12 protein-coding genes are annotated in these 14373 nt (G+C 39.0%); 7 read left to right on the forward strand and 5 right to left on the reverse strand.

Translation table 11 applies throughout. From position 1 onward, the window contains the following. Nucleotide 1: 1 nt before the first annotated feature. Both K1X56_02580 and K1X56_02585 read right to left on the reverse strand, forming a co-directional pair. Nucleotides 2–967, reverse strand: a complete 966-nt coding sequence (locus K1X56_02580; GenBank protein MBX7093580.1) for a fatty acid desaturase — start codon at nt 965–967, stop codon at nt 2–4. Between the two features lie 39 nt (nt 968–1006). Continuing rightward, nucleotides 1007–1897, reverse strand: a complete 891-nt coding sequence (locus K1X56_02585) for a lysophospholipid acyltransferase family protein (GenBank protein MBX7093581.1) — start codon at nt 1895–1897, stop codon at nt 1007–1009. Nucleotides 1898–2017: 120 nt separating this feature from the next. Between K1X56_02585 and K1X56_02590 the strand changes: the two genes are divergently transcribed. Genes K1X56_02590 through K1X56_02610 form a run of 5 tightly spaced genes read left to right on the forward strand, consistent with a single transcriptional unit; the run spans nt 2018 to nt 7730 of the window. After that, nucleotides 2018–3097: a tetratricopeptide repeat protein gene (locus tag K1X56_02590; GenBank protein MBX7093582.1), complete on the forward strand. Its 1080-nt coding sequence runs from the start codon at nt 2018–2020 to the stop codon at nt 3095–3097. A 17-nt stretch (nt 3098–3114) separates the two neighbouring features. Beyond that, nucleotides 3115–5205 (forward strand): OmpA family protein, encoded by a 2091-nt coding sequence (locus tag K1X56_02595; GenBank protein MBX7093583.1) that lies wholly within the window; start codon nt 3115–3117, stop codon nt 5203–5205. Between the two features lie 19 nt (nt 5206–5224). Further along, nucleotides 5225–6508: a GWxTD domain-containing protein gene (locus tag K1X56_02600; protein MBX7093584.1), complete on the forward strand. Its 1284-nt coding sequence runs from the start codon at nt 5225–5227 to the stop codon at nt 6506–6508. Then, nucleotides 6505–7269: a 23S rRNA (guanosine(2251)-2'-O)-methyltransferase RlmB gene (rlmB, locus tag K1X56_02605; GenBank protein ID MBX7093585.1), complete on the forward strand. Its 765-nt coding sequence runs from the start codon at nt 6505–6507 to the stop codon at nt 7267–7269. Before K1X56_02600 ends, rlmB begins: the two co-directional genes overlap by 4 nt. Beyond that, nucleotides 7269–7730, forward strand: coding sequence for a hypothetical protein (locus K1X56_02610; GenBank protein MBX7093586.1), 462 nt, complete (start codon nt 7269–7271; stop codon nt 7728–7730). The genes rlmB and K1X56_02610 overlap by 1 nt, the downstream gene beginning before the upstream one ends. On the opposite strand, the gene K1X56_02615 is transcribed toward K1X56_02610, so the two are convergent. Further along, entirely contained in the window at nt 7720–9261 is a 1542-nt protein-coding gene (locus tag K1X56_02615; GenBank protein MBX7093587.1) for a hypothetical protein, read from the reverse strand. The two genes, K1X56_02610 and K1X56_02615, sit on opposite strands and share 11 nt — an antisense overlap. 140 nt (nt 9262–9401) lie before the next feature. On the opposite strand from K1X56_02615, the gene K1X56_02620 reads away from it, so the two are divergent. Then, nucleotides 9402–11273: a CocE/NonD family hydrolase gene (locus tag K1X56_02620; protein ID MBX7093588.1), complete on the forward strand. Its 1872-nt coding sequence runs from the start codon at nt 9402–9404 to the stop codon at nt 11271–11273. Then, the gene (locus K1X56_02625) at nt 11270–13687 is read left to right on the forward strand and encodes a T9SS type A sorting domain-containing protein (GenBank protein MBX7093589.1); all 2418 of its coding nucleotides are present in this window, start codon (nt 11270–11272) and stop codon (nt 13685–13687) included. Before K1X56_02620 ends, K1X56_02625 begins: the two co-directional genes overlap by 4 nt. 1 nt (nt 13688) lies before the next feature. Here the strand turns inward: K1X56_02625 and K1X56_02630 are convergent, their stop codons facing one another. Together K1X56_02630 and K1X56_02635 are read right to left on the reverse strand one after the other, a co-directional pair. Next, on the reverse strand, nt 13689–14039 hold the full coding sequence (locus K1X56_02630; GenBank protein ID MBX7093590.1) for a DUF4296 domain-containing protein: 351 nt from the start codon (nt 14037–14039) through the stop codon (nt 13689–13691). Then, nucleotides 14036–14373: amidohydrolase family protein (locus K1X56_02635; protein MBX7093591.1), on the reverse strand; the 338-nt coding region annotated here is incomplete at its 5' end. The genes K1X56_02630 and K1X56_02635, both read right to left, overlap by 4 nt.

Here is a 14373-nt window from a genome sequence, read left to right on the forward strand (position 1 = left end):
ATCAGTATCCCACCATTGAATTTTGATCCGGATCCCAAAATTTTAACCGGAAGCAGGCAATAATATCTTTCGGTTTAAGACTGGTTTTTTTCGGTTGGGATAATTCTGGTATCTCACGCATTACTTCCGGTAAACGATAAAATGGTATTCTCGCATTCATATGGTGAATATGATGATATCCGATATTGGCAGTTACCCATCTCCAGAAAAATGACATTTCCATATAACTGGAAGATTCAAGTGCTGCTCCTGCATAGGTCCAGCCTTCTTTATTTCTAAACACTACTCCCGGGAAATTATGTTGTGCATAGAACAGATAAGCGCCAATCATATCGGCCAATACAAAAGGAACAACAATAGCGAGCAACCAGGTTAACCAGCCGAGGTAATAAAAAATAATGACCTGGTAAATGACATGAAGAATAATTGCCAATAAAGAATCCCAGTGTCTTCGAGGTGAACTGCTGAATGAGTTATAGCACATTCCAATAAGGAACATCGAAAAATAACCCCAGAAAATGGTGAAAGGATGTCGACTTCTCAGGTACATTTTTTGTTCAGCGGGTGTGCATGAATTAAATTTTTCGCGGGTCATGATGGGATAAGAACCAATACTCGCCGTAAATAGTTTTGAGTTGTGATTATGATGATAATCGTGCGATCTTTTCCAAATGGAGCTTGGCGCCAGAATATAAATCCCAAAAAGTTGAAAAAGGATATTTGCAGGTTTTGATTTGTGTAGAATAGCCTGATGTTGATGATCATGATAAATCACGAAAAACCTAACCATCACCAAACCGGTGAATAAACTTAGCGGAATTCGGATATAAAGAGGTTCAAAATAGTAAATGCCAAAAATGGACCCACACAAAAGGAAAAGTGTTGAAAGGCTGTAGTACCAGCTTTTCCATTTGTTTTCCTGTGCGTAAGGCTTGGTAGCTAATATTAATTCACGGCCCTGTCTCATTCTTTTGCCAAAATACAAGAAAATTAGGATTGGTTTAAATCAAATTTCCTGACTTATTGCAGGTCTTTTATGCTTCCATCGCTTATGACTCCATAACCAGATTTCCGGCCGGCGACGAATATCTTCCTCCAGCAAGCGCGTGTGCATTTCAGAAATTTCACCTTCACGGGTAAGGGATGGTTTTTCAATCATTTTTTTAGCATGAATCCGGTATCTGCCTCGCTTATAACGGTCGATGGTAATATAAACAATCGGATAATCCAGTTTGCATGCCAATCGTTCTGTGCCCCAGAATACAGGAGTGTCCTGGTGAAGAAAGGTGGTCCAGTACGCATTTTCAGGCGATGGGGTTTGGTCGGCAATAAACGCAGTTACGTTCACTTCCTTCCTGTTCGCTACCATCCCTTTAAATGCCTCCTTCATCGGATACAGTCGATTACCAAATCGAGTTCTCATTTTGTACATCAACCGATCGAAATAAGGATTTCGCAGCGGGTGATAAATGATATAAAGCGGTGATTTACAACTCAGGCTAAAGGTGTTGCCGGCCCATTCCCAATTACCGTAATGGCCCATTACAATAATGACGGATTGTCCCTTATCGTGATATTCATTAAATAATTTTACTGCTTCAGGGGTCGCTTCACATTTTTTCAGGGCAGATTTTTTGCTGATTGTCAATGTTTTAAAAGTTTCCAGCATGAGGTCTACCAGGTATCTGAAATACATCCGTTCAATTTTCCTTCTTTCCTTTTCCGATTTTTCAGGGAAGGCGTTTTTCAGATTGGTGCGAACCACCTGTTTTCTGTATCCGAAAACATGGTACACCAGGAAGAATATCCCGTCGCACAATCCGTAAAACAATGGGTATGGCAATAAGGATATCAGGTAAAGTAATGGCAATGAGAGGTAAAAAACCAGTGCTTTCATGCTGCAAAAATAGAGTTAATTCTGTTTCAATCTCCTACTAAATGCGTTCAGTAACATTCCGTAGTTCTTGCTGTTTTTTGGCTGGATTTTTGCTAATTTTATAATCCAAATCAAAAAATCATGAAGGTGATAATTAGAACTGTTCTGTTGGTGTTTTTGTTGTGGGCGCATAATGCCCAGGCACAAACCGATACACTTGCGCAGGTAAATCCTGAAGCACAGCAGAAATACAACGAAGGTGTGAATGCTTACGAAAGCAAGGATCTGCAGGGCGCCATTGCTCGTTTTACCGAAGCGATTGCCTTAGATGCTAAATTCGAAAAGGCCTACATGAACAGAGGAAGCGCCTATTACGAATCTAAAAAGCTGGATGAAGCAATCAAGGATTTTCAAATGGTAACCACTTTAGGATCAGAAAATGCACATAATGCGTATTTCATGATTGGAAGTGTGTACATGGATAAAAACGATCCTAAAAACGCAGAGGCTGCTTTTTTGAAATCGGTAGAATTGAAAAACAACGATTCAAAATACCAGTACAATCTTGGCGTTGCTCAATTTTTAAACGAAAAGTTCGAAGAAGCGATTGCATCGTATAACAATGCCATTCGTTTAAAACCAGATTACGCCTATGCTTACAATGATCGTGCATCGGCTAAAAAGAAAATGGGGGATTTGGACGGAGCCATTAAAGATTACGAGAGCGCAATTCAATCGAATCCGCAATTGACATTTGCCTATAATAACCTTGGTTCCGTAAAACGGATGAAAGGAGATTTTATTGGCGCAATTCAGGAATACAACAATGCCATCCGCTTAAAGAAAGATTATTATATCGCATATAATAACAGAGGCATGGCAAAAATGGAAGCGGGAAAAATCGACGAAGCCATTGCTGATTTTAATGAAGCGATTAAAATAAAAAGTGATTATGCATATGCCTTCAACAACAGAGCGGCTTGCTATATCAAACAGAAGAAATACAAAGAAGCTATTGCCGATTGCGATAAAGCGATTTCACTTGATGAAAATTATGGCGCTGCCTATTTGAACAGAGGAATTGCAAAAGAAATGATTCGTGACTTAAAAGGAGCTTGTTCAGATTGGGAAAATGCCGCATCTATGGGTATTCAGTCGGGTGAGACCTATTACAACATTTACGGAGTTTGCTCTGAAGTTGAAAAATATAATCAAAAATGAAAAGGGAGGGAATAATCATGAAAAAACTGACTACGCTTTTGTTGATTCTGATCACTTCAGTTTCATTTGCTCAGCAAAAAGATATGCCTTTCGAAAAGGATCTCTTTAAAGATCGTAAAGATGAATTTAAAGAGGCAAGAAGAGCCTATGAAGAAGGAGTTGAGTTGTTTGAACAATACCAATTTGAAAAAGCAGAAGAATTTTTTGAAAAAGCATATGCTTTTAATCCGAATTATTCCATGCTTAACTACTACCTCGGTGTTTGTGTATTGAATTCATCCTATAAGTTTAAATCACTGAATTATTTCAGAAAGGCTTATGAATTAAATCCGAATGTAAAACCGGAAATCAATTTGTTGATTGGTATCGGGTATCACATCAATGGCGATTGGGATAATGCTACAAAACATTATGAATTCCATAAAAAAGTACTCGATCCGAAAAATGCGGATACACTGGTTTACATCAATAAAAAAATTAAAGAGTGTAAAACCGGTAAAGAATTATCAGCTAAACCTGAACGGGTGTGGATCGATAATCTGGGTAAAAATGTAAATACAGAATTTCCTGAATATGGTCCTTTTATTTCTGCGGATGAGTCCATCGTAATTTATACCGGAAGAAGAAATGATACAGAAGGTGGGAAAAAGGATGAAGGCGACGGTAAATACTTCGAAGATGTTTACTATTCCCAACGTAACCCGAATACCGGTGAATGGGAAAAATCGCAAAACATCGGTAAAAATATTAATACGGAAAATCATGATGCTCCATCAGGATTATCTCCGGATGGTAAAACGCTTTATATTTTCTACGGATGGAAAGGCAATGGAGATATTTATGAATCCAAATTAAAAGATGGTCAATACGGTAAACCCGAAAAGCTATCCAACAATGTAAGTTCAAAAAATTATTATGAATCTTCCGCTTCAGTTTCATTCGATGGTAAAGAACTTTATTTTGCTTCTTCTCGTCCCGGCGGATTAGGTGAGGAAGATATTTATGTTTCTAAGTGGGATGAAAAGAAAAAGGAATGGGGACCAGCAGAAAATCTTGGTCCGGTAGTAAATACCAAATACCGCGAAACCGGGGTGTTCCTTCATCCGGATGGTGAAACCATGTATTTCTCTTCGCAAGGTCACAGCACCATGGGAGGCTTCGATATTTTTGTCACCAAACGTGGTGAAGATGGGAAATGGGGTGAACCTGTAAACATCGGCTATCCGATTAACTCTCCCGATGATGACGTGTTTTTTGTAGTGTCCGGTAGTGGTCGTTACGGGTATTATTCTTCGTTCCGTCAGGATGGATTTGGAGAAAAAGATTTGTATCGCATTACATTTTTAGGTCCCGAAAAAGCGCCTTTAACCAGTTCTGAGGACAATCTTCTTGCGAGTCTTGCCGCACCGGTAAAAGCGATTACGATTGAACCTAAAGTGGAAGTTCAAACGGTAAATCTTGCCATCTTAAAAGGGATCATACGCGATGCACGCACCTTGCAGCCCATTGAGGCGAAACTCGAATTGATCGACAATGATAAAAATGAATTGGTAACTACGTTAAACAGCGATTCCAAAACGGGACAATACCTGGTGTCATTACCCGCAGGTAAAAACTATGGTATTTCTGTAAAGGCGGATGGTTACTTATTCCATTCCGAAAATGTGGATATTCCGAAATCGGCCGGATATAAAGAGTACGAGAAAAATATTGACCTGAAAAAAGTGGAGATTGGTCAAACCATCGTACTGAGAAATATCTTTTTCGATTACGACAAAGCCACTTTACGTGATGCCTCGAGAAACGAGTTGGAACGTTTGATTAAATTATTGAATGAAAATCCAACGTTGCGTATTGAAATCAGCGGACATACCGACACCCAGGGTGATGCTACTTACAATCAGAAACTTTCCGAAAACCGTGCAAAATCGGTAGTTGAGTACCTGATTAAAGCGGGTATTGATCCAAAACGTTTGGAATATAAAGGTTATGGTGAGTCAATGCCTCAGATTCCTGAATCGGACATTTTAAAAATGAAAACGAAATCAGAAAAAGAAGATGCACATCAGCAAAACCGAAGAACTGAGTTTAAAATTCTTAGTAAATAAAAAAAAGAAACCCGTCGCAATGGCGGGTTTTTTGTTTGCAATGAAATCGTTTGTATTTTGGCACATCGCTATGGTTAGAATTCAATTCGTACTCGCATTTATTTTTGTCTGCGGATTTTCATTTGCCCAGAAATCCGTGAACAAATCTTCAGCCGGACTAAAGGCAGATTTTCATATCTATCACTTTAGTGATGCTGAAAGCGAAATTTATTTTAATGTGGCTTCCCGCGATTTAATTTATACCACCATCAATGGTCAAAATCCTTCCGCAGCCATTTCTATTCAATATAGGGTACTCACCATTGAAAATGTAAAGCAAGTAGCCGATAGCGGTTCGCTGGTGCTGAATGATGTGAATGCGGATAATTCGGATAAATTAATCACCAGTTCATTTAAAGTAAAAATGAATGCCGGAATGGATTACCAGGTACGCATCACCATTGGTGACAAAAAACGATCTGCAACCAGAGATTATTATTTAACAGCTGAAAAGAAAAATACAAATGGTCGCCAGAATTATTTATTGCGCGATGGAGGTGTGGTGAAATGTATTCCATTTGTTGCGGCAGGTAAATATGTGATTGAGTCGAAAAGAAATGCAGGACACGAAGCGCAAGTGCGTGTTTACAAACGAAATTACTCGCTGGCACCACCGCCATTTTCAGAACAGCGTTTCCAGCAGTTTAATTATGCAAGCGATTCGATTTATGCAGTTAAGTTTGACGCCAATGGATTAGCGGAATTGAAAATTACAAGTGGAACTTTTATTCATGTGGTAACCGATTCCAGCAGCAGAAATGGATTTACAGCTTTTCATTTTGCTGAATATTTTCCTCGCGTAATGACGCCCGATGTTTTAATTGAGCCTTTGCGTTTTTTGTGCAGTTCAGATGAGTTTAAATTGTTGAAAACCGCAGAAAATAAAAAACTGGCCTTGGATAAATATTGGTTGGATCGTGCAGGAAGTAAAGAAAGAGCGCGCGAATTAATTCGTGTTTTTTACAATCGTATGCAGGATGCCAATCGAAATTATTCTTCTTATACCGAAGGATGGAGAACGGATCGCGGTATGGTTTATTTAATTTTTGGTGAACCCGGTAGTGTGGATGTTTCGTCGGACGTGGAAACATGGACCTATGGTGACAAATACAGTTCTTCGAGTTTGCGTTTTAGTTTTGTTAAAGTGGAAAATCCATTTACAGGAAATGATTTTTCCCTGCAGCGTTTGGCGGTTTATAAGCCGGAATGGTATAAAGCCGTTGATACCTGGCGAATGGGAAGAGTTTATTATTTTATTCAATGATGAATTACGAAGACAAGGAAATTTCCGATTTAATTTTTGGAACCCGTGCAGTGATAGAAGCGGTTCGTTCCGGAAAGGAAATCAATAAAATTATGGTTCAGAAGGGATTGTCCAACGACCTTTTTAATGAATTAAAAAATGAATTGAAAGGAATGGATGTCACCCTGCAATTTGTTCCCATCGAAAAGTTAAATCGACTCACCCGCAAGAATCATCAGGGCGTAATTGGTTTTATTTCACCGGTAACGTATCACAAAGTGGAAGAATTATTGCCAGGGGTATTTGAAAGTGGAAAGGTTCCGTTTTTATTAATGCTTGACCGGGTAACGGATGTTAGAAATTTTGGTGCTATTTGCAGAACAGCCGAGTGTATGGGAATCGATGCGGTAATTATTCCTTCGCGTGGTGGTGCTTTAATCACTTCCGATGCTGTTAAAACATCGGCCGGTGCCTTGCATCGTATTCCGGTTTGTAAAGAAGATAATTTAAAAAAGACCATTCATTATTTATCTGCAAGCGGATTACGCGTGGTTTCCTGCACCGAAAAAGCCGAGAAACAATTGGATCAAATAGATTATTCAGATCCGCTTTGTATCATCATGGGTTCGGAAGAAGATGGAATAAGTGGCGAATATTTAAAGTTGAGCGACGAAAAAGTAAAGATCCCCATGATTGGTAATATTGAATCGCTGAATGTTTCGGTGGCAGCCGGAATGATTATGTATGAAGCCGTTCGTCAACGCATTGCATCCGGTATCTGATGAAATTTATATTCTGCCTTTTTTCCCTTTTATTATTGTTTTCGTGTGGCGAAAAACATCCCTGCGCATGGCTGGAAGGGACATGGCGACAAAAAAATCCTGAATCGGGTTCAGGTGTATTGCATGAAAAATGGGAATACGACGCCCATGGTGTTTTAACGGGAATTGGATATGAAGTTAATGGTGCGGATACGAATTGGTTTGAAAAATTCCAGGTTGTTTTAAAAAACAATGAATGGTTGTATCAGGTGAATGTTCCCAGTCAACACGGCAAGCTGGTACTCGATTTTAAAATTCAAACTGGCGGAAATGAAGATTCTATTGTGTTTTCAAATCCAAACAACGACTTCCCCTCAGAAATCGTTTATGTAAAAGTGAACGAAAATGAAAACAGAATCTATTTGATTTCAACCATGGGCTCGCAACCGATGCAAAGCATGTATGAAATGATCAGATTGTGATTTGCTGATTGTATTTTTTTACGCAATCACTAAAAGGAACACCTTTAATTTTACTTTCTACCCAGGCATTAATGTCAAGGTATTCCAGCAGAACCCGTTCAATCGGATTTTCAAATAATTTATTCAGTTCCTCCTGCATATTCAGATACACATCTCTCCGGTCGAACTCAATCGATATGCGAATCAATTTTTTAAAGTACTTGATTAATACAGCTTCAGATTGATAATCTTTTTCTTTTTTATTCAAATACCTAACGGTGGATTTAATCGAATATTCTAATAAATCCATATTGCCCAATTCGTAATGGATAATCAGATTGAAAACGCGTGCAAAATTGAAAATATCGCGACGAAGCGATTGTTCGTTTTCGTTGAGTACGGAATTAATCCATTGCAAGGATTCCTTGTAATCTCCGGCACCGAAATACGTATAAGAAATGTGGTAGGCAAACATTAATTGTTGTTCCTTATTAATGCGCTCACCGTATTTGTCCATGCCTAAAATAATGTCCTTCGATAATTTTATGGATTTCTGGAATTCACCCATTTTATTGTGTAGCATCAACAAAGCAATATGGGTGGAGGTGAAAATTTTCACTTCCATTTCTAAACTGTCGAATCCTTCTTTATCGCGCAGATCATTCATGTCGTTGATCAATGCAAAGGCGGCATCATAATTTCGTGCATCGATATAGCAATACAATAAATTCGATAAGGTTTTTACATAACGCTTGGCAAGGTCTGCACGTATATGCGGATTTTTATCGAATATTTCCTTTACCCTTCTGAAAAATGTAAATGCATCCTGATATTGTCTGTTGGTTGTTGCACACAGACCTTTGATGTAATAACAAATAGTGGAAGCCCTGGAAGAAAGGGCGGTATTTTTTCCTTTTATGAGATGATGATTTTCAATCTCACTTACAATATTTCTTTCTTCTTCATTATGCGCAAATCCTTCACGGCGAAATACGTAGTTGATGCGTGCAAGAATGATGTGGTACTCGGCCAGGTTGCGTAGTTTTTCAATACAATCCGTTTCTTCTTCTACCAATTCAGTTAAATCTCTGTCGAACTCGCCCGATTCGTAATCTTCTTCTAATAGTTGTTTTTCAATATTAATAAGGTCAAACAAATAGTAGAATTTTTCGTTGTCCTTGGCAATTTTTTTAGCACGCTGCAGGAATTTGTGACATTCCTTGTACAATCCTTTCTTAAAAAGGATTTCAATGTTTTTTATTTCCTGCCGGAGGATTGCACTCACGGAGTGATCGGAATGGTACGAGCGTAGACTTTTTAATATTAACTTATAGAGATGATTCTTCTCTGAAGGAAAATGTTTGATGAAGGTTTCATCTTTAAACTGATCTTTGATTTCTTCTTCATCGTATTCTTCCTGCTTGTCGATGGAGTCGAAAATTTTCAGATAGTTTTTTTCGCCTTCCTGCAGGGAAGAGGATAATTTGAAAAACCTTTTTTCGGACTTCGTCAGTGATTTAATTAAATCAAATAATTCGGTACTCGGCTTCATAGGATTTCTATTATTTGGGTGCCCTTAATTTAGCAATCCCGACTATAAATCTAATAAAAATTGAGTAAACGGTAAGCGGTAGAAATCCAACGGTTTGACTAATAGGAGGAATTCTTCTGTCATTTCCTTATTTTTGAATTATGCTGAACCGTACTCTTTTACTGGTCCTCTTACTGATCAGTATGAATAATGCCTCTGCGCTCCTTAATCCGGTGGTAGATACCATTCCTATGCGCGATGGAAAATGGCTGATGGCCGATGTATATATTCCGGCAGGCTGGACGAGTGGTCCCACTATCCTGATTCAAACACCTTATAACCGATTATTATTCCGGGCAGGACTACCGCTTGGAATTTTACAGAATATTAATTCATCACCTTATGCCTTTGTGGTGGTGGATTGGCGCGGATTTTACGGATCTCTTCCGGCAGCCATTGCCAGTCCAAATCGCGGTGAAGATGGTTATGATGTAATAGAATGGATTTCGCAACAATCCTGGAGCGATGGAAAAGTGGGGACATGGGGTCCTTCTGCATTAGGAAAAATTCAATTTGAAACAGCGCGCGAACAGCATCCATCACACATTTGTGCTGTGCCGCAAGTTGCTAATCCATGGTTTGCCTATGAGGAATTTTATCCCGGAGGAGTTTATAGAACTGAATATGTAGAACAACTGGATGCCTTGGGTTATGGATTATCTGCAACCGTATTGGCTCACCAGGTGAAAGATGTGGTTTGGAATTTTGCATATAATTCCACCAATTACCCTTCCAGCATTAGTGTTCCCTGTTTAATGATCGGAGGTTGGTACGACCATGGAACAGATCCATTAGTCGAATATTTTAATGCCTTAAGAGCAAACTCGCCCATTGCAGTTAGAGACCAGCATCGTTTATTGATGGGACCATGGGTGCATGGAGGACATGGTTCAGCTTATGTGGGATCTTCTGTTCAGGGCGAATTGAATTATCCTGCGGCACAAGGTTGGAGTGATTCACTGGCTAATTTGTTTTTCGATTATTACTTGCGTGGAATCACCAATGGATGGAATACAACTCCATTTGTAACCTATTTTCAAATGGGCGAAGACCAGTGGAACACATCCTCAGTGTGGCCGCCTCAGGGAGTGTCACCGATTAAATTGTATTTGCAAAATGATCATAGTTTAACCAGTGGATTGCCAATAAACAATAATGGAAGTTCTGTTTTTTCGCATGATCCCACAGATCCTTCTCCTACCCATGGAGGCGCAACCTTGCGTGCAGATCAATTGCAGGGACCATACGATCAATCTTCATTAGTAGAATCACGAAGTGATGTGTTGATTTTTGAGAGTCCGGTATTGGGACAAAATGTGGTAATGAAAGGAGCAACCCGTGTTCATCTTTTTGTTTCCAGCGATAAAACAGACACCGATTTTGCTATTCGGTTAACGGATGTTTATCCTGACGGCCGATCGATGTTGATTGTTGATGGAATCAGAAGATTACGTTTCAGAGATGGTTTCACTTCTTCAGATACGGCACAGGGCATTCCTGGAACTGTTTATGAATTGGACGTTGAACTTCCATTTAGTTGCATCACTTTTTTAACCGGACATAAAATCAGAGTTGACATCAGCAGTGCAAATTATCCGCGGTATGATGTGAACTTAAATAATGGCGGAATCATGTACACCTCCGGTGATAGTTTAGTGGCGCAGAATACCGTTTTTCACAATAGCAATCAATCTTCTTATGTCGAACTGATGCTGACAGATTTTATTGGAGGAGTTAGCGAAAATCCTTACAGTACACTGAACCTCTATCCAAATCCTGCTGCTGATAAAATTATGGTGGAAGAAATATATAATAATTGCAATTACTCCATCAGCGATATTCAGGGGAAAAAAGTTATGGGTGGACGAATTAATAATCGTCAAATTTTAGTGCAATCACTTGTGTCCGGATTGTACTTCATAGAAATTGAATACAAGGGAGAAAAATTAATCAGTAAATGGGTGAAAGAATGAAAAGTAAATTAGTTGGTTTTATAGTTGCGTTGTTTGTTTTTGCATTTCATTTGAGTGAAGCACAAACCTGTTCGCATCGCGGTCATGCCCATTCGTTAAGATCCAATATGGAGTCTTTACGCAGCGATACCATTGATGTGCTGGATTATGATATTTTTCTGGATGTCACCGATTTTTCCGGTGCCACCATTGGAGGAAGCACTACAGTTAAATTTCATCCTCTGATGAATAATATTCAGCAACTTTCACTTGACCTGTTGCATATGAATATTGATTCGGTTAAAATGGGCACCCAAGTTTTAGCATATACCTATACAGATACGCTACTCCAGGTAATTCTTCCCGGCACCTATTCAACTGCTGATACCTTACAGGTTTCTGTGTTTTATCATGGAACTCCTCAAATGGATCCTTCCGGTTGGGGAGGCTGGTATTGGAATTCGGGATATGCATTTAATCTTGGAGTAGGATTTGAAGCCATTCCTCATAATTACGGACGGGTATGGCATGCCTGCTTCGATAATTTTATAGAACGTGCTACTTACACCATTACGGTGAAAACGAACAATGGAAAGCGTGCTTATTGCAACGGTTATCTTGTGAACGAAACAGTGAATGGTTCAGATATTATTCGTCAATGGAGAATGGATACACCGATACTTTCTTATTTGGCTTGTGTAAATGTTGCAGCATATACACATGTTCAACAAAGTTATGTGAGTCCGATTACCTCCAACACCACTCCAATCTGGTTAACAGCTTTACCGGTTGATACCACCAATATGAAAAATTCATTTGTGCATTTGCCCGATGCGCTGGAAGCTTTTGAAACAGGTTATGGTCCTTACATCTGGAATAAAGTTGGCTATTCATTGGTTCCGTTTTCATCCGGTGCTATGGAACACGCTACAAACATTGCATATCCATTACTTACTGCCAATGGTTCTACCTTTTATGAAACATTAATGGCGCATGAACTTTCTCATCACTGGTGGGGCGATTTGGTGACTTGCATTTCGGCAGAACATATGTGGATTAATGAAGGGATGGCTCGTTATTCGGAATGTTTATTTTTAGAACATCTGTATGGTAGCGCCCGTTACAATAAAGAAATCCGCGATAATCATAAAAATGTATTGTGGAAAGCGCATATTGATGATGGCGGGTATTTTGCATTATCGGCCATTCCATTGAATGTTACTTACGGAACAACTACCTACGATAAAGGAGCAGATGTAGTGCACACGATGCGCTCTTACATTGGTGATACCTTATTCTTCGCGGGTTTGCATCAAATTATTGCCAATAATCAATTTCAAAATTTATCCAGTGAAGATTTTCGCGATCAGATGAATTTAATTCCCGGGGTTGATCTTAACGATTTTTTTGATGGCTGGATTTTAAATCCCGGATTTCCACACTTCAGTATCGATTCCATTCATTATGTACAAAATGGTCCCAATTGGGATGCACAATTATTCATCGGACAAAAACTTCGCGGTGCTCCGGCTTATTATAATAATGTTCCTATCAATGTGTTTTTCAGAGATGCATCTTGGAATGTTTTTGTTGTTAGAGTGATGGCGGGCGGAGCACAATCGGTTGTTACCGTTCAGGTTCCATTCCAACCGGTTTATGCATCTTTAAATGAAGATGAAAAAATAAGTGATGCTGTTACCGGAGAAAATTTGGTTATTAAAACGAATGGATTGAAAGGTGTTGATCATGCCAATTTTCAATTTAATGTTTATGGTGTTAATGATTCGGCATTTGTGCGTGTAGAACATCACTGGGTGGGTCCGGATGATTTTATGCAAGCGGATTTTTATCATGTGCTTTCTCCGGATCGTTATTGGAGATTGACGGGAATTGACTGGCAAAATATTTACGCAACGGCGAAATTAAATTATAATGGAACCACTACCGGAGCTGGATATTTAGATGATGGATTAATGGTGGATCACGGCTCGGTGTTGTTTCATGAAGATAGCTTGATTTTATTTTACAGATCTAAGCCGGGAGAACAGTGGACAGAATATCCGCATTATACCCGACAAACCCAGGCCAGTAAATTTGATAAAGTGGGCACAATTGTGATTGATAGTGTAAAAATGGGTGAATACACATTCGGAATGCGTGTGGGAACGGTAGGTATAAGTGAAATTGTAAAAGACAATCTTGAAATTTATCCTAATCCTGTATCTGAAACTGTAATAATTAATGTTGAATCAATTGCAGGTAATAAAGGATCGATACAGATTATGGATGCTTCCGGAAAGATGGTTCTTGAGCAAGTCTGTGATCAGAAAAAAATTTCCTGTTCAGTTCAGGGTTGGCCTTCCGGAACCTATGTGGTGGTATTGCTCGATAAAAGCGGGAAAAAAATTAAAACAGGAAAATTGGTCGTGCGATAAATTATTTTTTATCCAGCTCTGCACTTAACACATTTAAGCTGTCGACTGCCTGCTCCATGATTGCAGTAAAGCGATCCGTTTTAAAAGAGTAATATAAAATATTATGTTGTAGTTGCTCCTTTGTGATTTCATGACGCTTTAATAATTCGTCATAAAATTCTTTGGCTCCGCTTCGAATGGTATCTCCGGGTAAATATTGATTGCCAATCATAGCTTCAGAAATGGTTAGGTCAACCATAACCTCCACCATTTTTTTTTCGGGCAGTAAATCCTCAGGTGCATCTTCTGCAGTTTTTGTTTTGCAGGAATAGATCGCAAAAAGAAGAAATATATATCGTGCGCTTTTTTTCAATTTCGATCGAACATTAATCGCATTCCCTTTTTTTCTTCGTGGAATTTTCCGGCTTCATAAGCTAAATGTCCACTTATAAAAGTATGTGTAATGGTCGATGAGAAGGTGTGTCCTTCAAAGGGCGACCAGCCACATTTGTAGAGTAGGTTGTTTTTGTCAACAGTCCATGATTTTTCAGGGTCCACCAATACCAAATCAGCAAAATATCCTTCACGGATATAGCCTCTTTTTTCAATTTGAAAACAATCGGCAACGGCGTGCGACATTTTCTCAACTACTTTTTCGATGCTTATTTTTTTTGCTTTCACCAAATCGAGCATGGCAGGTAAAGCAT

It is taken from the genome of Flavobacteriales bacterium (genome assembly GCA_019694795.1).
Lineage (GTDB): Bacteria > Bacteroidota > Bacteroidia > Flavobacteriales_D > UBA2798 > UBA2798.

Coding starts and splice junctions, on each gene's coding strand:
- K1X56_02580 (MBX7093580.1), bottom strand. CDS start 967: ATGAGACAGGGCCGTGAATTAATATTAGCTACCAAGCCTTACGCACAG.
- K1X56_02585 (MBX7093581.1), bottom strand. CDS start 1,897: ATGAAAGCACTGGTTTTTTACCTCTCATTGCCATTACTTTACCTGATA.
- K1X56_02590 (MBX7093582.1), top strand. CDS start 2,018: ATGAAGGTGATAATTAGAACTGTTCTGTTGGTGTTTTTGTTGTGGGCG.
- K1X56_02595 (MBX7093583.1), top strand. CDS start 3,115: ATGAAAAAACTGACTACGCTTTTGTTGATTCTGATCACTTCAGTTTCA.
- K1X56_02600 (MBX7093584.1), top strand. CDS start 5,225: ATGGCGGGTTTTTTGTTTGCAATGAAATCGTTTGTATTTTGGCACATC.
- rlmB (MBX7093585.1), top strand. CDS start 6,505: ATGATGAATTACGAAGACAAGGAAATTTCCGATTTAATTTTTGGAACC.
- K1X56_02610 (MBX7093586.1), top strand. CDS start 7,269: ATGAAATTTATATTCTGCCTTTTTTCCCTTTTATTATTGTTTTCGTGT.
- K1X56_02615 (MBX7093587.1), bottom strand. CDS start 9,261: ATGAAGCCGAGTACCGAATTATTTGATTTAATTAAATCACTGACGAAG.
- K1X56_02620 (MBX7093588.1), top strand. CDS start 9,402: ATGCTGAACCGTACTCTTTTACTGGTCCTCTTACTGATCAGTATGAAT.
- K1X56_02625 (MBX7093589.1), top strand. CDS start 11,270: ATGAAAAGTAAATTAGTTGGTTTTATAGTTGCGTTGTTTGTTTTTGCA.